Annotated in this window: 26 protein-coding genes; 10 read left to right on the forward strand and 16 right to left on the reverse strand. The window is 59.2% G+C overall.

The window, feature by feature from the left end; all coding sequences use genetic code 11:
• Positions 1-25: 25 nt before the first annotated feature.
• The 6 genes from ACR0NW_RS07090 to ACR0NW_RS07115 form a co-directional block, all read right to left on the reverse strand.
• Positions 26-676, reverse strand: coding sequence for a protein-L-isoaspartate(D-aspartate) O-methyltransferase (locus ACR0NW_RS07090; protein ID WP_170652216.1), 651 nt, complete (start codon positions 674-676; stop codon positions 26-28).
• Positions 673-1455 (reverse strand): 5'/3'-nucleotidase SurE, encoded by a 783-nt coding sequence (gene surE / locus ACR0NW_RS07095; RefSeq protein WP_480449775.1) that lies wholly within the window; start codon positions 1453-1455, stop codon positions 673-675. The genes ACR0NW_RS07090 and surE overlap by 4 nt, the downstream gene beginning before the upstream one ends.
• A 123-nt stretch (positions 1456-1578) precedes the next feature.
• Positions 1579-2637, reverse strand: a complete 1059-nt coding sequence (locus tag ACR0NW_RS07100) for an ABC transporter ATP-binding protein (RefSeq protein ID WP_480450165.1) — start codon at positions 2635-2637, stop codon at positions 1579-1581.
• A gap of 231 nt (positions 2638-2868) precedes the next feature.
• Positions 2869-3981 (reverse strand): hypothetical protein, encoded by a 1113-nt coding sequence (locus ACR0NW_RS07105; RefSeq protein WP_480449776.1) that lies wholly within the window; start codon positions 3979-3981, stop codon positions 2869-2871.
• 2 nt (positions 3982-3983) lie between these two features.
• Complete coding sequence (locus ACR0NW_RS07110) at positions 3984-4763, reverse strand: SDR family oxidoreductase (protein WP_480449777.1); 780 nt, start codon at positions 4761-4763, stop codon at positions 3984-3986.
• 75 nt (positions 4764-4838) lie between these two features.
• Positions 4839-5201, reverse strand: a complete 363-nt coding sequence (locus ACR0NW_RS07115) for a nuclear transport factor 2 family protein (protein WP_170652208.1) — start codon at positions 5199-5201, stop codon at positions 4839-4841.
• A 110-nt stretch (positions 5202-5311) separates the two neighbouring features.
• On the opposite strand from ACR0NW_RS07115, the gene ACR0NW_RS07120 reads away from it, so the two are divergent.
• Entirely contained in the window at positions 5312-6919 is a 1608-nt protein-coding gene (locus tag ACR0NW_RS07120) for a peptide chain release factor 3 (protein ID WP_480449778.1), read from the forward strand.
• Positions 6920-6929: 10 nt separating this feature from the next.
• Here the strand turns inward: ACR0NW_RS07120 and ACR0NW_RS07125 are convergent, their stop codons facing one another.
• Positions 6930-7700, reverse strand: a complete 771-nt coding sequence (locus tag ACR0NW_RS07125; protein WP_480449779.1) for an N-acetylmuramoyl-L-alanine amidase — start codon at positions 7698-7700, stop codon at positions 6930-6932.
• Positions 7701-7790: 90 nt separating this feature from the next.
• Here ACR0NW_RS07125 and ACR0NW_RS07130 point away from each other — a divergent pair, with 90 nt between their 5' ends.
• Positions 7791-8759, forward strand: a complete 969-nt coding sequence (locus ACR0NW_RS07130; RefSeq protein WP_480449780.1) for a glycosyltransferase family 2 protein — start codon at positions 7791-7793, stop codon at positions 8757-8759.
• Positions 8760-8941: 182 nt separating this feature from the next.
• Positions 8942-10321: a DEAD/DEAH box helicase gene (locus ACR0NW_RS07135; protein ID WP_480449781.1), complete on the forward strand. Its 1380-nt coding sequence runs from the start codon at positions 8942-8944 to the stop codon at positions 10319-10321.
• Here ACR0NW_RS07135 and ACR0NW_RS07140 read toward each other — a convergent pair.
• Genes ACR0NW_RS07140 through ACR0NW_RS07150 form a run of 3 tightly spaced genes read right to left on the reverse strand, consistent with a single transcriptional unit; the run spans position 10318 to position 12340 of the window.
• On the reverse strand, positions 10318-11220 hold the full coding sequence (locus ACR0NW_RS07140) for an EamA family transporter (RefSeq protein ID WP_480449782.1): 903 nt from the start codon (positions 11218-11220) through the stop codon (positions 10318-10320). The two genes, ACR0NW_RS07135 and ACR0NW_RS07140, sit on opposite strands and share 4 nt — an antisense overlap.
• A gap of 21 nt (positions 11221-11241) precedes the next feature.
• Positions 11242-12144, reverse strand: coding sequence for a fatty acid desaturase (locus ACR0NW_RS07145; protein WP_480449783.1), 903 nt, complete (start codon positions 12142-12144; stop codon positions 11242-11244).
• Entirely contained in the window at positions 12137-12340 is a 204-nt protein-coding gene (locus ACR0NW_RS07150) for a DUF2061 domain-containing protein (RefSeq protein WP_480449784.1), read from the reverse strand. The genes ACR0NW_RS07145 and ACR0NW_RS07150 overlap by 8 nt, the downstream gene beginning before the upstream one ends.
• A gap of 111 nt (positions 12341-12451) precedes the next feature.
• Between ACR0NW_RS07150 and ACR0NW_RS07155 the strand changes: the two genes are divergently transcribed.
• Both ACR0NW_RS07155 and ACR0NW_RS07160 read left to right on the forward strand, forming a co-directional pair.
• Positions 12452-13318 (forward strand): helix-turn-helix domain-containing protein, encoded by an 867-nt coding sequence (locus ACR0NW_RS07155; protein WP_480449785.1) that lies wholly within the window; start codon positions 12452-12454, stop codon positions 13316-13318.
• Between the two features lie 100 nt (positions 13319-13418).
• Positions 13419-13601 (forward strand): hypothetical protein, encoded by a 183-nt coding sequence (locus ACR0NW_RS07160; protein ID WP_170652189.1) that lies wholly within the window; start codon positions 13419-13421, stop codon positions 13599-13601.
• Between the two features lie 39 nt (positions 13602-13640).
• Here the strand turns inward: ACR0NW_RS07160 and ACR0NW_RS07165 are convergent, their stop codons facing one another.
• From ACR0NW_RS07165 to bcoG, 3 genes are all read right to left on the reverse strand, one after another.
• On the reverse strand, positions 13641-14402 hold the full coding sequence (locus ACR0NW_RS07165; RefSeq protein WP_480449786.1) for an SDR family oxidoreductase: 762 nt from the start codon (positions 14400-14402) through the stop codon (positions 13641-13643).
• Entirely contained in the window at positions 14399-15862 is a 1464-nt protein-coding gene (locus ACR0NW_RS07170; RefSeq protein ID WP_480449787.1) for a carnitine 3-dehydrogenase, read from the reverse strand. Before ACR0NW_RS07170 ends, ACR0NW_RS07165 begins: the two co-directional genes overlap by 4 nt.
• Before the next feature lie 93 nt (positions 15863-15955).
• On the reverse strand, positions 15956-16873 hold the full coding sequence (gene bcoG / locus ACR0NW_RS07175) for a 3-dehydrocarnitine:acetyl-CoA trimethylamine transferase BcoG (RefSeq protein WP_170652183.1): 918 nt from the start codon (positions 16871-16873) through the stop codon (positions 15956-15958).
• Between the two features lie 132 nt (positions 16874-17005).
• On the opposite strand from bcoG, the gene ACR0NW_RS07180 reads away from it, so the two are divergent.
• The gene (locus ACR0NW_RS07180) at positions 17006-17992 is read left to right on the forward strand and encodes a GlxA family transcriptional regulator (protein WP_480449788.1); all 987 of its coding nucleotides are present in this window, start codon (positions 17006-17008) and stop codon (positions 17990-17992) included.
• Positions 17993-18044: 52 nt separating this feature from the next.
• Here the strand turns inward: ACR0NW_RS07180 and ACR0NW_RS07185 are convergent, their stop codons facing one another.
• The 3 genes from ACR0NW_RS07185 to ACR0NW_RS07195 are packed head-to-tail and all read right to left on the reverse strand — an operon-like array spanning position 18045 to position 21061.
• Positions 18045-19091 (reverse strand): aldo/keto reductase, encoded by a 1047-nt coding sequence (locus ACR0NW_RS07185; protein ID WP_480449789.1) that lies wholly within the window; start codon positions 19089-19091, stop codon positions 18045-18047.
• Positions 19092-19130: 39 nt separating this feature from the next.
• Positions 19131-19589: a DNA polymerase III subunit chi gene (locus ACR0NW_RS07190; protein WP_480449790.1), complete on the reverse strand. Its 459-nt coding sequence runs from the start codon at positions 19587-19589 to the stop codon at positions 19131-19133.
• Positions 19590-19591: 2 nt separating this feature from the next.
• On the reverse strand, positions 19592-21061 hold the full coding sequence (locus ACR0NW_RS07195; RefSeq protein WP_480449791.1) for a leucyl aminopeptidase: 1470 nt from the start codon (positions 21059-21061) through the stop codon (positions 19592-19594).
• 230 nt (positions 21062-21291) lie between these two features.
• On the opposite strand from ACR0NW_RS07195, the gene lptG reads away from it, so the two are divergent.
• Genes lptG through pdxA form a run of 4 tightly spaced genes read left to right on the forward strand, consistent with a single transcriptional unit; the run spans position 21292 to position 26766 of the window.
• Positions 21292-22392, forward strand: coding sequence for an LPS export ABC transporter permease LptG (gene lptG, locus ACR0NW_RS07200; protein ID WP_480449792.1), 1101 nt, complete (start codon positions 21292-21294; stop codon positions 22390-22392).
• Positions 22392-24560 (forward strand): LPS-assembly protein LptD, encoded by a 2169-nt coding sequence (locus ACR0NW_RS07205; protein ID WP_480449793.1) that lies wholly within the window; start codon positions 22392-22394, stop codon positions 24558-24560. Before lptG ends, ACR0NW_RS07205 begins: the two co-directional genes overlap by 1 nt.
• Positions 24551-25804, forward strand: coding sequence for a peptidylprolyl isomerase (locus ACR0NW_RS07210; protein ID WP_170652169.1), 1254 nt, complete (start codon positions 24551-24553; stop codon positions 25802-25804). Before ACR0NW_RS07205 ends, ACR0NW_RS07210 begins: the two co-directional genes overlap by 10 nt.
• On the forward strand, positions 25801-26766 hold the full coding sequence (gene pdxA / locus ACR0NW_RS07215; protein WP_480449794.1) for a 4-hydroxythreonine-4-phosphate dehydrogenase PdxA: 966 nt from the start codon (positions 25801-25803) through the stop codon (positions 26764-26766). Before ACR0NW_RS07210 ends, pdxA begins: the two co-directional genes overlap by 4 nt.
• Positions 26767-26782: the final 16 nt, after the last annotated feature.

Here is a 26782-nt window from a genome sequence, read left to right on the forward strand (position 1 = left end):
TTTCGGCACATAAAGCAGAAACTTTCTAGACCTCGTCCTTACCCAGCCCCTCGATCAGGGGAACAAAGCGGACGGGCAACAATTCGTCATAGTCCAGACCGGTTTCAGTGCGTCTGACCCTGATCAGGGTCTGCACCGCATCCGACTGGCCCACGGGCAAGACCATGATACCGCCGATTTTCAGCTGCGCCAAGAGCGGCCCGGGCGGATCTTCGGCCGCCGCAGTCACGATGATACGGTCAAACGGCGCCTGTTCAGGCAAACCATGTGAGCCGTCGGACAGCATTGCCGTAATATTCGTCATCCCAAGGTCCCGGAACAGCTGACCGGTTTCGCGCACCAGCCGCTTGTGACGCTCGACCGTGTAGACCCGGCGCGCCAGCTTCGACAGGATTGCTGCCTGATAGCCCGAGCCCGTACCGATCTCCAGAACCGTATCCCTTGGGCGAACTTCCAGTGCCTGCGTCATCAGTCCCACCACAGACGGCTGGCTGATCGTCTGCCCGCAGGCGATGGGCAAAGGTGTGTCCTCATAGGCGCGTTCGGAAAACAGCCCTTTGACGAACTGACCACGGTCGACCTGCTCCATCGCGGCCAACACGCGCGCGTCAGTCACCCCACGCGACCGCAGGGCGAACAGAAACTGCATTTTTGTTTCAGGGCTTGGTCCGCTCATTCGATTGTCTTCAGTGTCTCCAGCGCGTCATACGCGGTCAGATCCGCCCGCATCGGCGTCACCGAGATATAGCCTTCAAGGTTGACTGCGGCGTCTGTTCCCGGCGCAGTCGGGTTGTGCTGATAACCGCCCTTGATCCACAGGAAACGACGGCCCGATGGCGAGCTGTGTGGTTCAACCCCGAAATGCGTGTCCCGCCGGAAGCCCTGCGGAACAACGCGCGTTCCCAGAACCTCACCAGCAGGAACCGGCGGGAAATTGACGTTATAAAACAACCGGTAATCCGATTGCTCCTCGGGTGTCGCGTCCAAAATGCGCCGGATCAGATCCGCCGCATACCTCGTCGCGGTTTCGAACGGATCTTCCAAACCCAGATTACGTGGGCCGAAATATTGCGAAAGCGCGATCGCGGGCAAACCTTGCAACGCTGCCTCCATCGCGCCGCCGATCGTACCGGAATACAGCGTGTTCTCGGCCGAGTTATTGCCGCGGTTGACACCCGAAAGAACCAGATCCGGCGGATTGTCTTTCATTACGTCATGCAGCCCCGCCAAAACGCAATCGGCCGGAGACCCTTCGGCGGCATAGCGGCGTTCACCCAGCTTGGCGATCATCATCGGATGGGTATAGCTGATGCAATGCCCCACACCGGATTGTTCGAACGCAGGCGCAACGATCCAGACTTCGCCGTCCGGACCAGCCAGATCATGCGCAATACCTTCCAGCGCAGCCAGCCCCGGTGCGTTGATTCCATCATCATTTGTCAGAAGAATTCGCATAAAGCCTGCTCCACCCGCGGTTTGGCCCTTGATAGACCCGCCCCCGCGTCGCGGCAAGCTGACCCTGCCCGCAATATGCGGCATTCGCGCACCACTTGCCGGTAAACTACATAATGCTCTGTCTCATGCCGGAAACACGAAACAACGGTTGCGCCGCACCGTCAGCCACATCACCCGCCCCGGCTGCGGCACAAAGACGTTCGGCACAGTAGCTTTCAGGATCGAGCCGTCGAAATCCATACGGAATTCCACAAGGCTTTCGTTGCCCAGAAACCGGGCGCGCTCGACAACACCCCGTGCAGGCACACCATCGCTCGGCGTCGGCATCGGGCCCTTACCGTTGCGGTCGAAATCCAGCTTCACGTGCTGAGGTCGAAAGACGATCTCGACATCCGTAGCGTCCGGAACGCCCGGCGCTAGAAACTGTCCAAACGGCGTGTCCGCCAGGGCTCCGTTAACTTGCGCCTGCAAGACATTAAGATCACTGAAGAATGCGACCGCTTCTTTGTCCACAGGGCGAGTATAGACGTTGTACGGCGCGCCCTGCTGAACGATCTTGCCACGCCGCATCAACGCGACCTCGTCGGCCATGCGCATGGCCTCTTCCGGTTCATGCGTGACCAGTAGAACAGCGGCATCCTCTTCTTTAAGAATGGCCAGCGTTTCATCCCGAATGCCATCACGCAAGCGATTGTCTAGGCCCGAAAACGGCTCGTCCATCAACATGATCCGCGGACGTGGCGCCAGAGCACGCGCAAGGGCAACCCGTTGTTGTTCCCCTCCTGACAACTGATGTGGAAATCCGTCGACAAAGCGCATCAGGTCGACCTTAGCCAACAGCTCTTCGACCCGCGCGCGTTTTTCGTCCTTGGTGCCTTTGAGGCCAAAGGCCACGTTGTCGGCAACACTCAAATGGGGAAACAAGGCAAAGTCCTGAAACATTAGGCCAATTTCACGCCGCTCGGGCGGCACACGAAACACCGTGTCGCAGACAAGCTTGCCGTCCACATAGATTTCGCCGGAATCCTGCATCTCGACCCCGGCGATCATCCGCAGCGTCGTAGATTTGCCGCACCCGGACGGCCCCAAAAGACAGGTTACCTGACCGGCCTGAATGCTCAGCGAAACGTCGTCAACGACTGTGCGCCCGCCAAAACGGCACACAAGATTGCGGATTTCCAGACGCGGAGGAATTGCCTTATCCGTCACCGATGGACCCCATTGCCTTTCCCGATCAAATCCATCGGGCTTGCGCGGGGATAACAACCCATCCCCTCAGGCGCAAGGCGTCAGCAGCAACCGAACCACGGTGCGCCACCAGATCGCGGATGTGCAACGACGGGCGCGTTAGTCTCACCCGAGTAGAAACTTGTTGCCTTCACGGAAACACCCATCGTGCAATTTCGGACCGGATCATTCCAAAAGTTCGAAATCCAGGCCTGCACGTACCCGTCCGTTCACCTGTATCTCAAGCCTGTGCGCCCCCGGCACCAGCCTGAACGTCGTCGCATCACCCTTCAGCTTGTGCCGTTTTTCCAGCCTCAGGCCGCCGCCCTTTACCTTGGCTTGTTTCAGTTTGTGAACCTTGGCTGAGGTTTTGCCGCCAGGGCGCTGAAAATGAATGATATAATCGACCAAAACTGGCTGTTCACCCTGCCCCTTGATGTCGACCGAAAACTCCAGCGCATCACCGATCCTGGCCTCTCCGTCCAGACTGATCGAAACTGTTAGTTCAGCATCAGGGTCAAAACCAAGCAGTTTCATCGCTTCGGGGTGGCCAGCCTTCACCAACCCGCGCAATGCATGAGAGGTCATCCATTGCAACTCGTCCCGGCGCTGGCGATTTCCGTCGCGCCATCCCTTCAGACGATCCAGAACAAGATCTGGGTCTTTCTTTGCGATGTCGTTCAAGTGGTTTGCAATGGACCGCGTGACATACCGCGTCCCATCTCCATGCAACTGGTCCAGCAACGGCAGCGGATCGCTCAGCTCCAATCCAACGGCCATTCCCCAGGGAAGGCGCGGCCGAGTACCTTCGCTGACCAGCCTGCGCACGTGATAACTGGAATGCAGGCACCACTCCTGCATCCGCGCCATCACTACATCCGGCCATTGGTTCAGAAACGGACGGATCGTCCACTCCATCGAAAATCTCTGGGTCAACTCTTCGATCACATCCAGCGCCAGCGCAGGATGCTCAAGACCAACCGCTGCAACCCAATCCCCTAGCGGCGCAAAGATAAAGTCACCGAAATCGTCATCCGTCTTGTTTGGGTCCAGCGGCGGCGGCAGGGCGCGCAGGATCACCGGGGCAACCTCTGGCAATTCACCCGGAACTGCCGCCTGTAGGCAGGTGGCGATCCACGCCATCCGTTCCTTCAACTCAAGCTCCGGCAGGCGATCCATGACCTGCGCCTGAAACACCGCGGCATCAAACCCAGGCTCAGCCTCGGCGAAAAGCCCCGCCAGATAGCGGGTCTTTTCGGCATTAAACAATTGATCTTTAAGTGAGAAATTTTGCGCCATCGTCACATCGTCAAGTTGGTTCCGCCACCATCCAACAGAATGTTCTGCCCAACGATGAAACCGGCATGTTGCGAACAAAGGAACGCGCAGGCCGCACCAAATTCCTGCCGCGTGCCATAGCGGCGCGCAGGGATTGTCGCGGCACGTTCCGCGCGCGCCTCATCCATGGAAATCCCCTTTTGCGCCGCCACGCCGCCGTCCAGCGAATCCGCCCGGTCCGTGGCGTGAATGCCCGGCAGCAGATTGTTGATCGTCACTCCATGCGGCGCCACCTGCCGCGAGGTACCCGCAACATACCCGGTCAGCCCGGTGCGTGCCGCATTGGAAAGGCCAAGCGCGGCAATCGGTGCGCGCACGGATTGCGAGGTGATATTCACCACCCTGCCCCAACCCTTGTCCATCATCCCCGGCAACAATGCCTTCATGAATGCAATTGGTGTCAGCATGTTGGCATCCAGCGCCTTGATGAAATCGTCGCGATCCCAGTCCGACCACAGTCCGGGCGGTGGGCCACCGGCATTTGTGACCAGAATATCAACACCCTGCGCAGCTTCGATCACCTGCGCCTGACCTTCGGCCGAGGTTACGTCGCAAGCGACGGTCTGCACCTCAACCCCGTGCTCGGACCGCAACCGCGCCGCTTCGGCCTCCAGCGCCTCGGCGCCGCGCGCGTTCATCACAAGGTTGGCTCCAGCACCCGCCAGTGCTTCGGCGCAGCCAAGACCCAACCCCTTGCTGCTGGCACTGACCAGCGCACGTTTTCCTTGAATTCCTAGGTCCATCTGACCCTCCCTGACAGTCGTTGCCCGCATGTCTAGCACCGCCCCGTCAAAGAAGGCCAGAATTGCAGTCAGCTCTCAATAAAAGAACTCTTCCCGGACGATCTTGCCATCGGCGACGTGGTAAACGCCCACTTCACGCATATCGAATGCCTCGCCGGTTTCCTTAACCTTTCCCTGCACTTCAAAGATCACCGCAAAGCGGTCATCGCCATGGGGAAACGGATCGCTGACCGACGCGCCCGACACCTCATGCGCGCTTTCCCACCACTCGTGCTTGCCACGAATAGCGTCGCGACCATGGGTTTCGCGCCCCATGCCTTCCATCTCCATCGCCTCGACCGAGACCGCATCCGGCGCATAAAGCTTTTCCAGATTCTCCTTGGCCCGGTTTTCGCGGCAACCGGCCACCAGCTCGTCAGCGATTTCTTTCAAATTCATTGGTCCACTCCATTATTTGTTCACAATATGTTCTCATTGCCATAGCCACATGATTCGAACCACCCCCCTTTGTCTTGCCTCGGCAGGATTCCACGCCTATACGCGCGATCATGCTTGATACCGCCACGAACCAACCCGTATTGCCGCCCGAGATTGCGCGGCGCAGAACATTCGCCATCATCTCGCACCCGGATGCGGGCAAAACGACGCTGACCGAAAAGTTCCTGCTGTACGGCGGCGCCATCCAGATGGCCGGCCAAGTGCGCGCCAAGGGCGAGGCTCGGCGCACGCGTTCGGACTTCATGCAAATGGAAAAAGATCGCGGTATCTCGGTCTCGGCATCAGCCATGTCGTTCGACTATGACAACTTCCGGTTCAATCTGGTGGATACGCCCGGTCACTCGGACTTTTCCGAGGATACCTATCGCACGCTGACGGCGGTGGACGCGGCGGTGATGGTGATCGATGGCGCGAAAGGTGTCGAAAGCCAGACGCAGAAACTGTTCGAAGTCTGCCGCCTGCGCGATTTGCCGATCCTGACCTTCTGTAACAAGATGGACCGCGAAAGCCGCGATACGTTCGAAATCATCGACGAAATTCAGGAAATGCTCGCCATCGACGTCACACCAGCCGCGTGGCCCATCGGCGTGGGTCGCGATTTCATCGGCTGCTATGACATGCTGCGCGACCGGTTGGAGCTGATGGACCGCGCCGACCGCAACAAAGTGGCGGAAAGCATCGAAATCAACGGGTTGGACGATCCGAAACTGGCCGAACACGTACCCGAGCATCTGTTGGAAAAACTGCTGGAAGAGGTCGAGATGGCACGCGAATTGCTGCCCAAACTCGACCCGCAGGCGGTGCTCGAGGGGCACATGACCCCGATCTGGTTCGGATCGGCCATCAACTCGTTCGGTGTCAAGGAACTGATGGAGGGTATCGGCGCCTATGGCCCGCAACCACAAGTTCAGTCCGCTGAACCGCGTCAGATTTCACCTGACGAAAAGAAAGTTGCGGGCTTTGTTTTCAAGGTGCAGGCCAACATGGACCCCAAGCACCGCGACCGCGTGGCTTTCGTGCGTATGGCAAGCGGCCATTTCAAGCGCGGCATGAAGCTGACCCATGTGCGGTCGAAAAAGCCGATGGCGATTTCGAACCCGGTGCTGTTCCTCGCCTCCGACAGGGAACTGGCGGATGAGGCATGGGCCGGTGACATCATCGGCATCCCCAACCACGGCCAGTTGCGCATTGGCGATACCCTGACCGAGGGCGAGGCACTGCGCGTCTCGGGCATCCCGTCCTTTGCACCTGAACTGCTGCAGGGTGTTCGCGCGGGCGATCCGATGAAGGCCAAGCATCTGGAAAAGGCCCTGATGCAATTTGCCGAAGAAGGTGCTGCCAAAGTGTTCAAGCCCTCAATCGGTTCGGGCTTTATCGTCGGCGTCGTCGGCGCGCTGCAATTCGAAGTGCTCGCCAGCAGGATTGAGATGGAATACGGCCTGCCCGTGCGGTTTGAAGCCTCGCAATTCACCTCGGCCCGCTGGGTCAGCGGAGAAAAGGCCGAGGTCGAAAAGTTCGTCAACGCCAACAAGCAGCACATCGCCCATGACCATGACGGCGACATCGTCTATCTGACCCGCCTTCAATGGGACATCGACCGGGTCGTCCGTGACTATCCGGACCTGAGCCTGACCGCGACCAAAGAGATGATGACCTAGTCAGACCCGTTTAAGGATCAATTGCCTTCAGAAACGTAGAATAAACGTAGCCTACAAACCCCTGCCGGGTGCGGACGCGCCACCACGCGCCGTCAACACCCAGACGCTCCACGATTGTACGCTCGGGCAATGCGCCGACCTTTTCACCGCCGGGCGACCTGCGGAAATTCAGATGTGCGGGCGCTACACCCGACACGCGGTAGCGAGGCGCCTTCATCTCGGCCGGCATGTCGTCAACGGAGTGGTTGGGGCCATCGTCCATCTCGGCCGCCACGCTGGAGCGCAGCAATTCGCCCACTTCACGATGCCCGACAACCGAAGGGTCAAAAGCCAGTCGGATGATATCCCACTTGTTGTTCTGAGGAACATTCAGGTTCGGCTCGACTTCGGCATGAGTCAAAATCTTCGTTGGCGTCACAATGATCCCGTATTTCTCGGCTAGATCCGCCACAACCAACATGGCCCGATCCCATTGGACCTGTGTCATGGGATGCGAACCCGCATCGAACGGAGACCGCCTGGCACCTGCCATGCAGCACAGCGACACCCCGATCGCCGCGGTATTTGCACCCTTGGTGTGGCGGGCATAGTTGGAGCTCATGGGGCGTGCGTTGTCGGAAATTGAACGGGTTCCGCGCACAAGCTCTCCATCGCCTTCCACCAGAATATGATAGGCTTTCTTGTCGACACTGTTGGCACGATGCGCTCCGGCGGTCCAATGCAGGTGAATACGATCCATCTCAACGTCCGGCATCCACGAGGCAGGTACGATACGTGTCATTGTAATCTCCTTAAAAACAAAGGTATGAACTGATTAAAGTGGCGCGATTGTATCACAATTCGGCACAGCCCCAAAACAGACCCCGTCACGATGACCCAAGCCCCATCAGCCCCCCAGGACCGCGTGACCACCCCGACATGGGGCATCGTGTCGACAATCCGCGGACAGGCCCCAGACATCCTGAAATTCGCGGCCTATCACCTGGAAATGGGCGTAGACCGGATGTACCTGTACTTGGACGAGCCCAACCAACAGGCGTTCGATGCGCTGCGCGCCCATCCCAAAATCCACGTGCGCATCTGCGACGATGCCTATTGGGACAGCCGACGACGCAAACGTCCGGAAAAACATCAGGTTCGCCAGACCGATAACGCCACGTTCACCTATCGGAACACCGATCTGGACTGGCTGACCCATATCGACATCGACGAATTTCTGTGGCCCCTGACCCCCATAACCGACCTTCTGGCCGCCGTGCCTCCCGAAGTCCCAGCCGTTCGGACTCGCCCGGTAGAGGCCCTGGCGGGCGGTGAGGATCTGTACAAAGCCTTCATTCCAGCCGGACCCGAACGTGCGGCGCTGGTTCAGTCGATCTATCCAAATTACGGTGAGTTTGTTCGGGGCGGCTTTTTCAGCCACCTTCAGGGCAAACTGATCGCCCGAACCGGATTGCCGAAGCTGAGCTTTCGCATCCACAATCTGTACCAGTTCAGACAGCCCTTGCCCTGCGACACCGAATTGCCGCAGGTAGACCTGTGCCATCGGCACGCTCCTGACTGGGATCATTGGCTGGCGCATTACCGGTTCCGTCTGACGCTCGGATCCTATCAGGCTGATATGGCCCCCAATGTCCCGCGCGAATCCGGTGGGCTGAACATGCACGAACTTCTCACCGGGATCGAAGAAGACGGCGGTGAGGCGGGTTTGCGCAAATTCTACGATGAGATCAGCGGTGCCAATCCAGACGTCCGCACCCGGCTTGAGGACCTCGGCATGATCCGGCACAGGCCGCTGAATCTGGACCGGAAAGTGGCGAAACACTTTCCCGAAAGCGTCTGAATTGTTGCGAAAAATCGTAAACAGAGGCGATGCCAATCAGGTTAAGTGGTCTTCATTTGACCCTGCTCCACGTTTTTGTTATGTCCCGCCCAAGCCGAAACGCGCATGGGGCGCATGGCCATCCGGGCCCGGCACTTTTCAGACGCGCGGGCCAGGTCAGTGTCCGCATGAACCGGACATACATGACAAAATTTAACGAACTGAACCTGAACCCGAAGGTCCTCAAAGCCATTGAGGAATCCGGCTACGAAACACCCACCCCAATTCAGGAAGGCGCAATCCCTCCGGCCCTTGAAGGGCGCGATGTTCTGGGGATCGCTCAGACCGGAACGGGCAAGACTGCAAGCTTTACGCTACCGATGATTACCCTGCTGGCACGGGGACGCGCGCGAGCACGCATGCCGCGCTCGCTGGTACTGTGCCCGACGCGGGAACTGGCGGCACAGGTGGCGGAAAACTTCGACACCTACGCCAAGCATCTGAAACTGACAAAGGCGCTGCTGATCGGTGGCGTCAGTTTCAAGGAACAGGACGCGCTGATCGACCGGGGCGTTGATGTCCTGATCGCCACGCCGGGTCGCCTGCTGGATCATTTCGAACGCGGTAAGCTGCTGCTGACAGGTGTTCAGATCATGGTGGTGGACGAAGCCGACCGCATGCTCGACATGGGTTTTATCCCGGATATCGAACGCATCTTCTCGCTGACGCCGTTTACACGTCAAACCCTGTTCTTCTCGGCCACCATGGCGCCCGAGATCGAAAGGATCACCGACACATTCCTGTCCGCCCCGGAACGGATCGAGGTTGCGCGACAGGCGACTGCCTCGGAAACCATCGAACAGGGTGTCGTGATGTTCAAGGCCGGACGCCGTGATCGTGAGGCCAGCCTCAAGCGCAAGGCTTTGCGGGCGTTGATTGATGCCGAAGGCGACAAATGCACCAACGCCATCATCTTTTGCAATCGCAAAAGCGATGTCGATATCTGCATGAAATCGCTTAAGAAATATGGCTATAACGCCGCTGCGATCCACGGCGACCTCGATCAGTCGCAGCGCATGAAAACACTGGACGGATTCCGCGACGGAACATTGCGCCTGCTGGTCGCTTCGGACGTGGCCGCGCGCGGTCTGGACATTCCGTCTGTCAGCCACGTCTTTAACTTCGACGTTCCCGGCCACGCCGAGGATTACGTGCATCGCATTGGCCGCACAGGTCGGGCCGGACGTGAGGGCAAGGCCATCACCATCTGCTCGCCGCGGGATGAAAAGGCGCTGGACGCGATTGAAAAGCTGATCCAGAAGGTCATCCCCCGTCTGGAAAACCCGGTGAAGGAAGAAGAAAAGAAGGCCGACGCGCCCAAATCCGGCACGTCCAAGTCTGACAAAGCCGCCAAGCCGGAAAAAGCACCGAGGACCCGAAAGACCGCCGAAGGCACCAAAGGCAAAGAACCCAGAGGCCGCAACCGGGATCGAAACGATAACGGTGGTGGCGGTGTGGTTGGCATGGGTGATCATCTGCCCAGCTTTATCGCCCTCAGCTTTGATGAGCGCCGCGCGGGTTAAATCGCCAGAACAAGCACCAGAATAGACAGGCCCAGCAGCGCGATCCCTGCGATCTCGCGCCTGGTGATGGATTCCCTGAACACCAGGGTTGAGGCCATGAGGCTAAAGATCAGCTCCACTTGCCCCACCGCCTTGACATAAGCTGCATTCTGCAAGGTGAACGCCAGAAACCAGCAGAAGGACCCGCCAAGACTGGTCAGGCCGACAAAGACCCCGGTGCGGCGCGTGTCCCAGACCGCGCGCAGTTCGGCGCGATCCCGCCATAGCAACCACAGCCCCATGCTGAGCAGCTGGAAAGAGGTCACCGCCGCTAGGGTCACCAATGCCCGAAACCAAGCATCGATATCACCCAGTTGGAGGGACGCCCCACGATAGCTGACCGCAGAGAAAGCGAACAGGACGCCCGAACCAAGCCCCAATTGCGAAGCGCGATTGGTCAGGTGCCGCCACCAAACGCCGTCGCCTCCCGGCGTTTTCGACAAAAGCAGAACGGCCAGCAGCCCAAGAAGAATGGCGGCAAATGCCCCCAGTGAAATGCTGTCGCCCAAAATCAGAAAGCCGACTATGGCGGTCTGGATGACTTCGGTTTTCTTAAAGGTGATACCGACCGCGAAGTTTCGCTGTTTGAACAGGGCAACCACACAGATGGTGGCAAGGATCTGTGCTGTACCGCCGATCGCCGCAAACAGCCAGAACCGCGCAGACAGCGGCGGCAAATCCATATCACCTGTGCTCAGAACCACTATTAGCCCCAGCATCGCCAGCGGTGCTGAATAGGCAAACCGCGCAAAGGTTGCACCGGCGGCGGACAGTTTGACGGTACTTAGCGATTTCTGAAGCATAAACCGCACCGTTTGAAACAGTGCGGCTGCGATGGTGACGGGAATCCATAAACTCATGGCTTCCCTTTTGTCGTCAAATCAACCCTTTGGCCAGAGAGGATGTGCAACCGGGTCCTTGGCCCGCCAGAAATAGCGGCGGAAAATCTCGCCATACGAGCGATAGACATAGGCCTCGTTGCAGGTCAGGTAACGTTCCTTGCCTTCGCGATAAAGTGCAGGCAAACGGTACCAAGGGGCGTTGGGATTCATGTGATGAACGACGTGCAGGTTGTTGTTCAAAAACAGAAAAGCCAGCAGACCTCGATCTTCAACAACGACCGTGCGACCGCGCACCTTTTCATGCGCGCGATGTTCAAGGAAGGTGCGGATCTTGACCAGACCAAGACCGATATACGCGGATACGACAAACGCCCAGATCGGCATGGCTGTTTGTGCGACGATCCACAGCACCACCACCACGCCCGGCATGTGCAATGCCCAGGCAAGCAGGATGTCACGATCCCCGCGGATCGCACCGCGCCATTCGTCCCTGAAAAACGCCACTTGCCCTATGGCAGGCCCAAGAACCATGCGCCCCAGCAGAGTGTTGTTGGCGGCATACAGCGCTTTTTTCCACCCTGGCAGAGAATTCCAGACCACCGGATCAAGATAGTTTGACTCGGGATCGTCATAAGGATCGGTCAGGTTGGAATCCCGGTGGTGGGCCAGATGCAGGTCGCGAAACCGGTTGTAGGGAATGCAAAGTGTCAGGGGCAAAGCCATCAACGCTTCGTTGATCCATTTCGTCCGAAACGGATGCCCATGCAGCGCCTCATGCGTCAGCGACGAATGCAGGGCCGCAACCAACCCCATGACGGGAATGGCCAGCCACAAACCGATGGCCGGCAGCCAGAAGGCCACCAGCAACCACGCGGCATAGCAGGCAATGATCAGCAGAAAGGTGCCCCACTCTGGGGTGTTATGCACAGGGCGCTCAGACATTGCGCCCCCAGCTGATGCTTGCCCAGACACGCTCGTACACGATGTACATGGTCAGGCCGATGGCTGTATTTACAAGGGCCAGCGTTCCGCCAACTGCGGCAGAACCGGTGGCAATCAGACCCACAAGGGTCATCATTGCCAAACCCATCACATTCCAAACGATTGCTTTCACGACTGATCTTTGCCGCGTTTCCATTCCGGACCCCTATTTTTTTCTTGTTGTAAAACAAGTGTTACGCGCCAACCGGGGCGTTGAGAATTCTGAATATGATTAACAAAACTCAGCAAAGGTGATATTTATCACCACATGTTGGACAGAATCGACAAACGTGTCCGCGCGGCACAATTTCGCCTGCGACTGGCGCGCGCAATGGAAGAACGGCATGTCAGCCAAAGCGCCCTTGCCCGCAGTATCGGAGTTGACCGATCAACGGTCTCCCAATTGCTGACAGACGACGGTGCGCGCCTGCCGAATGCGCATGTGATCGGCAGTTGTGCAGAAACGCTTGGCGTATCCGCCGACTGGCTGCTCAGCATCTCGGATCGTCCGGAAAGTGCGGCGGAACTCTTGGCCAGTTCGCTAACCATGACCGAAGCGCCACGCGCGCTGGTCGATGAAAAGATATTCGAATGGCATCAACAGGCCGCGGGCTACAAGATCCGTTATGTCCCGGCCACCCTGCCCGACATGCTCAAGACACGTGCGGTTCTGGAATGGGAATACACTCCGCATCTGGGCAGAACCGCCGATCAGGCAATCAGGGCGTCAGAAGACCGGCTTGCATGGATGCGCAGCGCACAATCTGATTACGAGATTGCCATGCCCTTGTTCGAACTCGACAGTTTTGCCAACGCGACCGGCTATTACAATGGCCTTCCGCTGGATGTACGGCTGGAACAGATCGATCACCTGCTGGCCCTGTGCGAACAGCTTTATCCCCGCCTGCGCATCTATCTGTTCGACGCCAAACGCCTGTATTCGGCTCCGGTCACGATCTTTGGGCCGTTGCTGTGCGTCTTTTACGCAGGCAGCCACTACATGGCGTTTAGGGACAGGGATCGGGTCGAGGTTTTTACCCGTCATTTCGATACGTTAGTACGCGAAGCTGATCTGACGGCCAGACATTTACCCGCCCACCTGACACAGCTTCGGGCAGCCATAACCCAACCCTGATACCGTCTGACGTGCAGAGTGAACGGTCTTGTAGTATAGTCCTCGGGCGCGAACCCTTGCCACATCCATCCACTCGGAACAGAAACGGAGGATCAAAGGAATGGACGCACTCAAGACCGCAGAGTATGCGCGGGCGCTCTATACCGCACACGGCGACAAGGCCGAGGCTGAAGCGGCCCAGAAAATGCGCGAATGCGAGGCTGCCGGAAACGCGAGCGAAGCACAGGATTGGGAAGCGGTGCGCCGCGCAATCCGCCAGATTCGCGGCCCCAATCAGGGATGATCCGTGCACCCGGCCCCTGAACGGGCCGGGTCACTCAATCTAAACTTTCGGATCCGGGTTCACCGTATGCCCGTCCACCGCGATCACCTGCCCTGACACCAGACGCGCCGCGTCAGATGCAAGGAACACGGCCATATTGGCAATGTCCCGCCCCTCGACGAAACGCCCCATCGACGTGCCGGATGCATAGCCGTCATAGACCTGATCACGGGTCATACCCTTCGCTGCCGCTTCCCGCTGCAGAACACCCTCCATGCGGGGGCCTTCCACAGCTCCGGGACAAATCACGTTGCACCGGACGCCATGCGGCCCCAATTCCATGGCCAGAGTTTTTCCCAGCCCGACCATCCCCCATTTAGCCGCCGCATAGGGCGACCGATTGGGATACCCGTACTGACCGGCGGTAGAGGATGTGATGATCACGCTTCCACTGCCCTGACGCTTCAATATCCGGGCCGCGTATTTCGAGCACAGAAATGCACCTTCCAGATTGACCGACAGGCAGGACCGCCAATCGTCCAGTTCCACATCCTCAACCTGAGCCGTGGGCCCCGCGACCCCGGCATTGGCGCAGAGTGCATCCAATCCACCCCATGTCGCCTCAACCTCGGCAAACAGCGCGGCAACCTGTGTTTCGTCCGAGACATCGGCAACAGACTGCTGCCAGTGTCCGGGGCACGCTTTCAGAGCCTCGTTGTCCACGTCCGCGACCCATACCGAAGCCCCTGACGCATCAAAGGCTTCGGCCATCGCCCGACCGACACCCGAAGCACCGGCGGTGATCAGTACGCGTTGGTTCACGCCGGCCTCCGGATCGCGCGGCCCGCCCCTTCTGGATAAGGCAACGCGGCCTGTGCTTCGGTGATCCGCGCAAGCGCAGTCAGGATGTCTGCCGAAGGTGGGCTGGACTGACGGGTTTCCAGACTGACATGCAGCAAAAAGCTCTCGGTCGTGGCCAGCAGCTTGTCGCCCTCAAACATGCTGTGGAAAAGGTGCAGTTTTTTACCTTCACCCAACAGCATCTGGGTCCGCACTTCGATTTTCGACCCGGCATGGGCCTCATCCAGATAGCGGATATGGTTTTCGGCGGTAAAGTAACTGCCACCCGACGCGATATACTCCGCATCACATCCGATGATTTCCATGAACCGGTCCGTGGCCAGCGAAAAGGCTTCCAGATACTTGGCCTCGTTCATATGCCCGTTGTAATCGGTCCAATCCAGCGGAACTGCGCGTGCAAGCGTCAGGATCGGCTGGCTCAGATCAGCCTCGTCAAGTGTGGGCAATGCACCGGCGCGCAACCGCGTGTCATGCTGGTTCAGAACCGCACCCGCGCCATAATCCTGCTTCTTGAGCGCGCGCATCATTCCGACCAGGTTGTTGTCCCGAATACGCTCCAACTCGCGGATCGAATGCATCCCGGATTGCGCGTCCGACTGGTCCGCAATCAGATCCACCAGTTCGTCGGTGAACTCGGGCACATCCATCAGCTTGGTCCAGGGCCATTTCAGCGCCGGGCCAAACTGCGCCATGAAGTGCCGCATCCCGGCCTCGCCCCCGGCGACGCGATAGGTTTCAAACAGACCCATCTGCGCCCAACGGATGCCGAATCCCATGCGGATTGCCTCGTCCACCTCTTCGGTCGTGGCAATGCCGTCACTTACCAGCCACAGCGCCTCGCGCCAGACCGCCTCGAGGAACCGGTCAGCAATATGTGCGTCGATTTCTTTCTTGATATGCAGCGGGAAGAACCCGACCGAGGTTAGCAGTTCCTTGGCGCGTTCAACCAACTCGGGTGCATTCCTGTCGGTTGGCACCAGTTCGATCAGTGGCAACAGGTAAACCGGGTTGAACGGGTGCGTCACCACAATCTGTTCCGGGCGAAGCGCGCCTTCCTGCAACTCCGACGGCTTGAACCCGCTGGTGGAGGAACCAATGATCGCATCCGGTTCACAAGCTTCCTGCAAGCCCTTGTAAACCTTCAGCTTCAGATCCAGCCGCTCCGGCACGCTCTCCTGAATCCAGACAGCGCCCCGAACCGCATCCGCCATATCGTCATGAAAGCTCAGCGTGCCTTCCGGTGGCAGCGGGACGTCGCTCAGCCCCGGCAGCGACCGGCGTGCATTATCCAGCACCTCGCCAATCTTGCGCTCGGCCTCTGGGTCCGGGTCAAAAACCCGTACATCCCAGCCACTAAGCAAAAACCGCGCGGCCCATCCGCCGCCGATCACACCACCACCGATGATTGCTGCTGTTTGCATCCGAATTCCTCTGAGAACCGCCCGGTTCTTCCTCTTGCCCAAAATATCCCGGGGGTTTGGGGGCTGGCCCCCAATTTCCCCCGTGGGATTGGTTTATTTCGCCACCGGCGCCCGCTTGGTCAGACCCAGCTTTTCGCGAACTTCCTGCGGGCCGATCACCCGCGCGCCCATGTTCGAAACCACGGTGTTCGCCCGCTCGACCAGTTGCCAGTTCTCGGCCAGAACGCCCTTGTCCAGCCACAGATTGTCTTCCAGCCCTACACGTACGTTGCCACCGGCCAGAACTGATGCTGCGGCAAATGCCATCTGGTTGCGCCCGAGGGCAAACGCGCTGAAGGTCCAGTCATCGGGCACGTTGTTCACCATTGCCATGAAGGTGTTCAGATCATCCGGCGCGCCCCACGGCACACCCATGCAAAGCTGCACCAGTGCGTTGGGCTCCAGAATACCCTCTTTCACCAGTTGCTTTGCAAACCACAGATGGCCGGTGTCGAACGCCTCGATCTCGGGCTTCACGCCAAGATCGGTCATCATCTGCCCCATCGCCCGCAACGCGCCGGGCGTGTTGGTCATCACATAGTCGGCCTCGGCAAAGTTCATGGTGCCGCAATCCAGCGTACAAATCTCGGGCAGGCACTCCGCGATATGCGCGACGCGCTCGGAGGCACCGATCATGTCGGTAGCCGCTTCATTCACCGGGAACGGGCTCTCGACCCCGCCAAATACAATGTCGCCGCCCATGCCCGCGGTCAGGTTCAACACCACATCGACCTCCGCATCGCGGATACGGTCGGTCACCTCGCGATAGAGGTCCAGCCGACGGCTGGGCGCACCGGTTTCCGGGTCGCGCACATGGCAATGCACCACCGCCGCGCCGGCTTTGGCGGCAGCAATCGCGCTATCGGCGATCTGCTGGGGCGAGCGCGGCACATGCGGGCTGCGATCCTGCGTTCCGCCCGAGCCGGTGACGGCGCAGGTGATAAAGACTTCGCGGTTCATTTCCAGAGGCATGACGTTTTCCCCAAGTTATACCCGGATTCGCCCAGAGTTTTCCCCAGGCTTCTCCCCGGATTCCGATTTGCTTCGCGATCGACTCTGGCGCAGCCTTAGGGAAACAACTTGTCAGAATGCGAATCGAACTTGATGAAATCCGCAAAAAACATACTCCAGCCGGAACACCGCGCCCTTAAAACGGCGGTGCTGGTGCTGGACGATTGCAACACGCTCAGTTTCGCGTCCGCCGTTGACCCTATGCGTGCGGCGAACCGGCTGGCCGACCGTCCCGCCTTTGATTGGGACTATGTGACCGCCACCGCGGAGCCCGCGCAACTGACCAGCGCCCTGACCGTTCCGGGCATTCCGCTGGCTCGGGTAGACTCCTGTGAACTCATGATCGTTGTGGCAGGGTTTCACCTGGCTCGCCACGCCACCCCCAGCCTGCTTGCCGGACTGCGCCGCATCGCCGCCACAGGCGCCACGATGGCTGGAATAGACGGCGGCCCCTGGCTGCTGGCTGAGGCAGGGCTGCTGAACGGTCATACCGCAACCACCCACTGGGAGGATCTGGACAATTTCGCCGGCCGCTTTCCCGATGTCACCGTCCTGCCCGATCGTTTCACCGTCTCTGAAAACCGGCTGACCTCCGGAGGTGCGATACCGGCGATTGAAATGATGCTGCACATCATTGCCGCCCGCCACGGAGCAGGCTTTGCCGCCCGTGTATCCGGCCTTTTTCTTTACGACGGCGCACCCGAGCCTACAAAACCGCAAAGCCGCACCGGCGCGCCGCACCGTCACAACGCACTGACAGCAAAGGCAAACAAACTGATGGAGGCGGCGCTGGACGATCCTATGCCGCTTGCGGAAATTGCCAACACTTTGGGCACCAGTCCCCGGACCCTGCAACAGCAATTCCGCCTGCGCCTCGACACCACACCACAGGACCACTATCTGCAACTGCGTCTGGCCGAGGCCCGCCGCCTTGTTGCCGACACCGACATGCCGCTGATGGAGGTCGCGCTGGCCACGGGCTTCACTTCACAATCAAGTTTTGCCCGCGCTTTCCGCACCACCCATGGTCTGTCAGCTCGCGACCTGCGACAGGATCGCCGGCAACCCACGCACCACTGACACTTTTTCGGTTTGCAAATACTTGGGGGAATCGCGGCCTGCCGCGATGCCCTCAAAAGGGCATCGGATGCGCCCGGTGGGCTGCAGTGATCTCGGCCAGCACGTCCTGGGACAGCTCCATTCCGGCTCCCTCCAGAACGTGCTCCAACTGCGCAAGCGTTGTCGCACCAAAGATGGCCGACATCATAAAGGGCCGTGTTCGGCACCACGCCAATGCCATGTGAACCGGGTCCAGCCCGTGACGCTCAGCAACTTCAAGATAAGCCGAGACAGCGCTGAAAACACGAGAAGATTTACGACCGCCCATTTCAGGCACCAATGACATTCGCGATCCGTCAGGCACCGCATCATTCTGGTATTTCCCCGTCAGAAATCCCGCCGCCAAAGGTGAAAAGGCCATCAGGCCCACATCCTCGTGCACGCTCAGTTCGGCCATGTCGGTGTCAAAGAACCGGCACAGAAGCGAGTATTCGTTCTGCACCGACGCGACGCGCGGCCATCCGTTTGCTTCCGCCAACCGCAACCATTGCGCCGTTCCCCATGCGCTTTCGTTCGACAATCCGAACGCGCGGATGTTGCCCTTGTCCACCTGATGCTGAAGGGCCTCCAGGCACTCCTCCATATTGGCCAGCGTATCCGCCCGATCTTGCCGGGACGGATCATAGGTCCAGTTCTGCCTGAACATATAGCTGCCGCGATTGGGCCAGTGGAACTGGTACAGATCGATGTAATCTGTTTTTAACCGCTGCAGAGAGCCCTCAATCGCCTGCGGAATTGTCTCTGCTGAAATCGGCGCCCCATCGCGCGCATGCATGAACCCGGCACCCGAATGCTTGGTCGCCAGAACATAGTCACCTCGGCGGGAAGGGTTTGCCGCATTCCAGTTGCCCAGAATTTCTTCGGTCCGGCCAATCGTCTCTTTCGAAATCGGATTTACCGGATACATTTCGGCCGCATCGACAAAGTTGATACCGGCGGACAGCGCCAGATCCATCTGCGCATGGGCCACCGGCTCTGATGTCTGCGTGCCGAATGTCATCGTGCCCAGACACAAATCGGACACCATCATGTCGCTGCGGCCCAAAGGCTTCATCTTCATATCAGGTTTCTCCTGCAAGTCTTTGCCGGGTTTCGATTTTCAGGCCTCAGCCTTCTTCTCCCATCGCCCCGATTCCTCGGACCAGTATTGCGCCGCGCATCCCGCACCCGTCAGCGCCTTCCACTGGCCTCGCGCATGTTGGACGGCCTGCGCGTCGGTGCCATCGAACAGAATACAGACCCGCTCCAACGCGGTGACTTCTTCCGGATCGACCTCGGCACCATCAATGGCCATCACGCACGAAGGCGCATTGGCCGACTGCTTGTCGGTCGTCAGCAAGACGGGCTGCATTTGGTCATGCGGCCCACCCGCCCGGCCGTGCGGCAGGAACCCTTCTTCGGGTCCCAGCCATAGCTTTTCGTCCAGCCAGTCCAGCCGCCCGGGATCGACGCCCCGGACTGCAATCCGCCACCCGGCCTGCCGCGCCTTGTCCAGCAGGACCGGCAGGGTCTGCTCCAGCGGTCGTTGGGTCAGATGGTAGAAATAGACGGCCCCCATGGTTATTGCTCGAAGTTATCCTGCACCATGCGGCTGAGCGCGCGAACGCCCCAGCCCGTTGCCCCCTTGGGCGCATAGGCGGTTTCGGACGAGACCGAGGCGACACCGGCGATGTCCAGATGAATCCACGGCGTTTCTTCCTTGACGAAGCGCTGCAGAAACTGCGCGGCAGTGATCGACCCGGCCGGTCGCCCACCCACATTTTTCATGTCGGCAATCCGCGACTTCAGCATATCATCATAGGCCTTGCCCAACGGCATCCGCCACGCACCTTCCCCTTCGGTCTTTGCCGCACTGAGGAACGCATCGCAAAAGGTGTCATTGTTCGAGAATACGCCAGCATTCTCGTGTCCCAGCCCAATGATGACCGCGCCGGTCAGGGTTGCCAGATCGATCATGCCGACGGGGTTGAACCGCTCCTGCGCGTACCACATGACGTCGCAAAGAACCAAACGGCCTTCGGCGTCGGTGTTGATGATCTCAACGGTGTCACCCTTCATCGACTTAACCACATCCCCGGGACGGGTTGCGGTTCCCGACGGCATGTTTTCCACCAGCCCAACAAGGCCAACGACATTTGCCTTGGCCTTACGCAGCGCCAGCGCCCGCATTGTACCGGCCACAACACCCGCGCCGCCCATATCCATGGTCATGTCTTCCATGCCGGCCGACGGTTTCAAGGAAATGCCACCGGTATCGAACACCACACCCTTGCCGACCAGCGCCAGCGGTGCATCATCCTTGTCGCCACCGTTCCAGTGCATCACCACAACCTTCGAGGGGCTCTCGGACCCCTGCCCGACGCTCAGCAATGTGCGCATGCCCAGCTCGGCCAGCTTATCCTCTTCCAGCACCTCGACCCTCAGTCCAAGCGCCTCCATCTCTTTCAGGCGGTCGGCGAATTCGGTCGTGGTCAGAACATTTGCAGGCTCGTTGACCAGATCGCGCGTCATGTGGACACCTTCGGCCACCGCCTGCAGCGGGGCAAAGGCCGCCTCGGCGTCCTCCGGCTTGCTATGACAGATTGTCACCGCACCACGGTCTTCCGGTTCTTTGGTCTTGTGCGCATCAAAGTCATAGGTACGCAGCGCGATACCGGCAGCCAGGTCTTCGATCCGGGGCTGATTGCCGGCCATGACCAAAAGTGGCTTGGCTCCCGCAGCCTTGGCAAGCGCCGCACCGGCCTTGCGGCATTCTTCGCTATCGGCACGACGCGGTAGAACCAAAACGTCCAGCGCCTCGGCCGCCATTCCGCCCGGCCACGCCAACGAGATCACCTGCCCCGCCTTGGCCTTTTCGAACCGCTCGCTCTCCAGCAGCCTGGCAACGGCACCCCGTGTCAACCGGTTGGCCCTGCGCGCACCGGGGTCCATCTTGCCCTCGGGTGGTATCACAATGGCAACGCGCCCCTCGGCAGTGGCCATCTGATCAAGGTCTGTCGGTTGAAAACGGATCGGGATCGAACTGCTCATCGCTTGCTCCAGAAATGTTGTTTGCACCAGAGGTAGCCTGCCCCGCCCGACTTGACCAGATAGCAGTTTTCCCCGCCAGACAATTCGATTATGGTCGCCGCAAAATAACTGGCAGGCTCCGGGGAGATCGCATTGGCACCATACGGCAGGCATATGCCGTCGCGCAGTATTTGCCGCTGTAGCGATTGTTTTGTGATTCCCGCGAACTGCAATGTGGCGGAGGTCGCCCGGTGATCCTCGACCGCTACTTTGCCCGCAGATTCATACAGAGTTTTCTGATGATCGGCGGCGTTTTCCTAACTCTCATCATGCTGATCGACCTGATCGAACAGGTGCGCCGATTCAACGAGGCCGACCTCGGCTTTGGACAGCTGGTCCAGCTGACCCTCCTGAATACGCCAGCAGCAGTCAGCGAAATGCTGCCGCTGCTAATGATCCTGTCCACCATCGCCCTGTTCATCGGATTGGCCCGCAGCTCGGAACTGGTGGTGACCCGTGCCATTGGGCGCTCTGGTATCCGCGCCCTGATTGCACCTGTTGTTGTATCTCTGATCATCGGGGCGCTGTCCGTCGCGCTTTTGAACCCGATCGTGGCGGCCACCTCGGAAGAATTCCGAAAGCTTTCCGAAGGGTACCTGAACGGCGGCGGCTCCACGCTGTCCATCAGCCGCGAAGGTTTGTGGCTGCGGCAGGGAACCGAATCCGGCCAGTCGGTGATTCATGCAACCGGAACCGGCGATCAGGGTGAATTCGAACTGCACGGTGTAACCATCACCGCCTTCTCGCCAGACGGCAAACCGACCCGACAGATCGCCGCGAGCCGGGCACGCCTTGGTGATGGCGTGTGGATTTTGTCGAATGCCAAGTCCTGGCCGCTACAGGATGGTCTCAACCCCGAGGCCAACGCCACGCGATACAAACAACTGGAACTGCCCACGTCGCTGACGCGTGAAAGAATTTTGGATTCACTGGGGCAGCAAGACGCGGTGTCAGTCTACGACCTGCCCCAACTCATCAAGGATCTGCGGCAGGCCGGGTTCACCACCAAGCAATATGAGGTATGGCTGCAGGTACAGCTGGCCAGACCGCTCTTTCTGGTTTCAATGGTTCTGATCGGAGCGGTATTTACCATGCGCCACGTCAGATTCGGGGGCACCGGCATTGCCGTTCTGACCGCCGTTCTTTTGGGTTTCGCGATCTATTTTGTCCGCAATTTCGCGCAAATACTGGGGGAAAACGGACAGCTTCCTGTTCTGGTTGCCGCTTGGGCGCCTCCGGTTGCGGCCATCCTGCTGTCACTGGGCCTGCTGCTTCATGCGGAGGATGGATGATGCGGCGGCTGGTATCCCTATTGCTGTCGGGGGTCGTGTTTGTAACCCCGATCTCTTCTGCCCTCGCGCAGAATGCCAATCCGCGCAGCGCGGCAGGTGACGAAACCGAACAACCAGCAGACCCGCCGGCCCTGCTGGTGGCCGACAAGGTTTTCATCACCAGAGAGCGCAAGCTGATCGCCGAAGGCAACGTCGAGGCCTATCAGGGCGAAACAAAACTAACGGCCCGTAAAATCACCTATGACAGAGAAACCGGCCAACTGACGATCGAAGGGCCGATCCGCATTGACGAACGTGGTACGTCGACCCTGCTCGCGGATTCCGCAGAACTGGATTCAGGGTTTCAGAACGGCATCCTGAAAAGCGCACGGTTGGTTTTTGAACAGCAGGTTCAGATCGCATCCGTACAAGCCACGCGGGCCGGCGGGCGCTATACGCAATTCAGCAAAGTGACGGCCACGTCCTGCCATGTCTGCGAAAACGGCAAGCCGCCCCTTTGGCAGATCCGCGCCCGCAAGGTTACGCATGATCAGGTCAAACAGCAGCTTTATTTCGAAGGCGCTCAGTTTCGCGTTCTGGACGTACCGCTGTTTTACTTTCCGGTTTTGCGTTTGCCGGACCCGACACTGGACCGCGCCACCGGATTTCTGGTTCCGTCGATCCGAACCACATCGCAGCTGGGAACCGGCGTTCAGGTGCCCTACTTCTTCAAGATTGGCGATCACAAGGACCTGACGCTGACGCCCTATGTCTCGGACAAAACAACGACATTGGGCTTTCGATACAGGCAGGCCTTTCGAAACGGCCGGATCGACGTCGAAGGCGCCTATACCCAGGATGATCTGCTGCCCGGTCAGGATCGCGGTTACCTGTTCGCGCGTGGACGGTTCAACCTAAAGAATGACTTCAAACTGCGGTTCGATCTGCGAGCCACGTCCGACGACTCGTATCTGGCTGACTACGGGCTTCCCGACCTGGACCGCCTGCGCAGCGAAATCTCTCTGGAGCGGATCAAACGTGATACCGCATTCCGCACCAGATTCATCCACTACAAATCCCTGCGCGATCGCGAACCGCAGGATCTGATCCCATCCCGGGTATTCGATCTGGACTATCGGAAACGCTATTTTCCCACTCAGTTAGGCGGAGAAGTTCGGCTGGGCTTTATCGCGCACAATCATGAACGCACCAGCGATCAGGACATCATCGGGCGCGACGTCGCGCGGGCAACCTTTGACGCGGAATGGCTGAAAAGCTGGATCTGGAACTCGGGCCTGCGTGCAGACTGGCGGATCGGCGCCTCGGTCGACACATTCAATATTCGCGACGACAGCCAGTTTCCGGATCGCATTACCCGATCCACTCCAAGAACGGCCTTTACGCTCCGATACCCGATGGTGAAACGCGAAAAGTCCGGGGCCACGCAGCACCTCGAACCTATTGCGCAAATCGGCTGGACACACGTGACAAACACGGATGTGCCCAATGACGAAAGCAACTTTCAGGAATTCGATCAGGGCAACCTACTGTCCCTTTCGCGTTTTCCGGCCGAGGACCATCGCGAAGACGGCTCAACCGCCGTCGTGGGCCTGAACTGGGCGCGCTACAATCCCGATGGCTGGGAGGCATTCGCCACTATCGGTCAGGTTTTTCGAAACAAGGCAGACCCTGAATTCACCCTGACATCCGGCCTTCAGAGCACATCCTCTGACCTGTTGCTGGCCGGTCAGCTCAAACTGAACAGAAAATTCTCGTTGGCCGCCCGTGGCATCCTCAACGGTGATATGAATTTTACCAAGGCAGAAGTGCGCAGTACGTGGGGGAACGAAGTGGTGCGCCTGTCAGGCAGCTATGTCTGGCTCGAGGAAGACCCGGATGAGGCGCTGACGGATGAGATTTCCGAAGTCCGCGTGGCCGGGCGGTATCAGATCAATCAAAACTGGCTTACCAGAGCAAGTGCACGCTACGATCTTAGCGAATCCGAACCGATCAGGCTCGGATTCGGTTTGACCTATCAAAATGAATGCGTAGCAGTAAACATGAACGTGAATCGGCGCTATACGTCCAACTCGAGTATTGAGCCGACAACAGAATTCGGCTTTACCATTGCCCTGACTGGATATGCCGTTAACGGTGGTGGCAAGAAGTATAAAAAATCATGCAGCTAATCTCAGGACTCTCAAAGATCACTCTTTCCCGCTGGCTGAAACCGGCAATGCCTGTGCTGACCGCAGCTCTTTTTGCGTGCACATCATTGCCTGCCACCGCTCAAAGCCTGTTTTCACCGGCAATCCGGGTCAATCAGGATATCGTGACATGGTATGAACTGGACCAGCGTCTGCAGTTTATGCAGATACTGCGCATACCGGGCGGGACCGAGGCCGAGGTGCGTCAGGCGTTGATCGACGACCGCCTGCGGCAGCAGGCAATCCGCGATGCCGGTATCGAAATCCCGCCCGAAGACGTTCAGGTCGGAATCGACGACTTTGCCGCCCGTGGTCAGCTGTCGACCGAGGACTTCCTGAGGCTTCTGAACAACGAAGGCATTGCAACGGAAACCGTTCGGGATTTTGTTAAAATTCAGATGGCCTGGCGCGACTACGTAAGCGCGCGCTTCATTTCCCAAGCCCGACCGACCGAGGCCGAAGTCGACCGCGCTATGGGTCAGGCGGGCGGTGGCGGCCTGCAGGTTCTGCTGTCTGAAATCATCATTCCGGTAACCCCACAAACGCTGGGTCAGGCCGAGGCGCTGGCGGAAGAGATCGCGCTTTTGCCCGATTACGACTCGTTTTCTGCCGCCGCCGCGCAATATTCCGCGGCCGACACCCGGGCCAATGGCGGTCGGCTGGACTGGTTGCCGCTCAGCAATTTGCCCCCGGCCCTTCAGCCTGTGATCCTTGGTCTCAACAAAGGTGAGATCACGTCGCCGCTGACCCTGCCCAATGCCGTGGCGCTGTTTCAAATGCGTGGCCTGCGCGAAGTCTCGACCGGGGCTCCAAATTTTTCGAAAATCGACTACGCAACCTACTATATGGCAGGCGGTCGCAGCCCGGAAACGCTCAAGCAAGCCGCCGAGATTATAGCGACCGTTGATACTTGCGACGACCTTTACGGCATAGCCAAGGAACAGCCCGCCGAGGTTCTCGACCGGGTCTCAGCCAGCCCGTCGGAAATTCCCCGCGATATCGCGCTGGAACTGGGCAAGCTCGATCCGGGCGAAATCTCGACCACTCTGACCCGCAACAACGGTCAGACACTGGTTCTCCTGATGCTGTGCAACCGAACCCGCGATCTGGGCGAGGAAACATCGCGCCAGGATATCGCCAACGCCCTGACTCAGCAGCGCCTGCAAGCCTTCGCCGAAAGCCAGCTGGAACAGCTGCGCGCGGATGCCCACATCGTCGAACAATGACCCCGCCTATCGCACTGAGCTGCGGGGAGCCCTCAGGCGTCGGCCCGGAAATCGCGGCAAAAGCGTGGGGGCAGTTGCGGGACACCTGCCCCTTCGTCTGGATTGGCGATCCGCGGCATCTGCCAGCAGCGACGCCGATCGCAATTGTGAACGACACTGCCGAGGTCGCCGCGTGCTGTGCCGACGCGATGCCCGTACTGCCATTGACCTTCTCAGCTCCGGCGCAACCCGGTCAACCGGACCCGGCAAACGCACCCTTTGTCATAGAGGTCATCGAAAAAGCGGTGGCGCTGGTTCAGTCCGGCAAGGCCTCGGCCGTCTGCACCGCGCCAATTCACAAGAAGGCGCTGATCGACGGTGCAGGCTTTCCGCACCCGGGGCACACCGAATTCCTTGCCTTTCTGGCCGGGAAAAAGCGCGTGGTCATGATGCTCGCAAGTGACCAGCTGCGCGTCGTCCCCGCCACCATCCACATCGCCTTGTCCGACGTCCCATCAGTCCTGACACCGGAACTGCTGCGTGAAACCACAGAAATCACGATACGCGGACTTCAGGATCAATTCGGCATTCCAACGCCCCGAATTGCCGTTGCCGGTCTCAACCCTCATGCGGGTGAAGGCGGCAAGATGGGGAGCGAGGAAATTGACTGGATCGCCCCCCTGCTTGAAAGCATGCGGGCCGAAGGACTGTCAGTGACCGGCCCTCATCCCGCCGACACCATGTTTCACGCAGCAGCCCGGGCGCGATACGACGCAGCGATTGCGATGTACCACGATCAGGCACTGATCCCGATCAAAACGCTGGATTTCGACCGGGGGGTAAACGTGACACTGGGATTGCCCTTCATCCGTACCTCGCCTGATCACGGCACAGCCCTCGATATTGCCGGACAGAACATCGCCAACCCTACCAGTCTGATCGAGGCGCTGAAACTGGCCGAACAGATGGCGCAAAGGGCTTGATCCTTCCTCTTGCCGG

The organism is Ruegeria sp. CF5 (genome assembly GCF_056537325.1).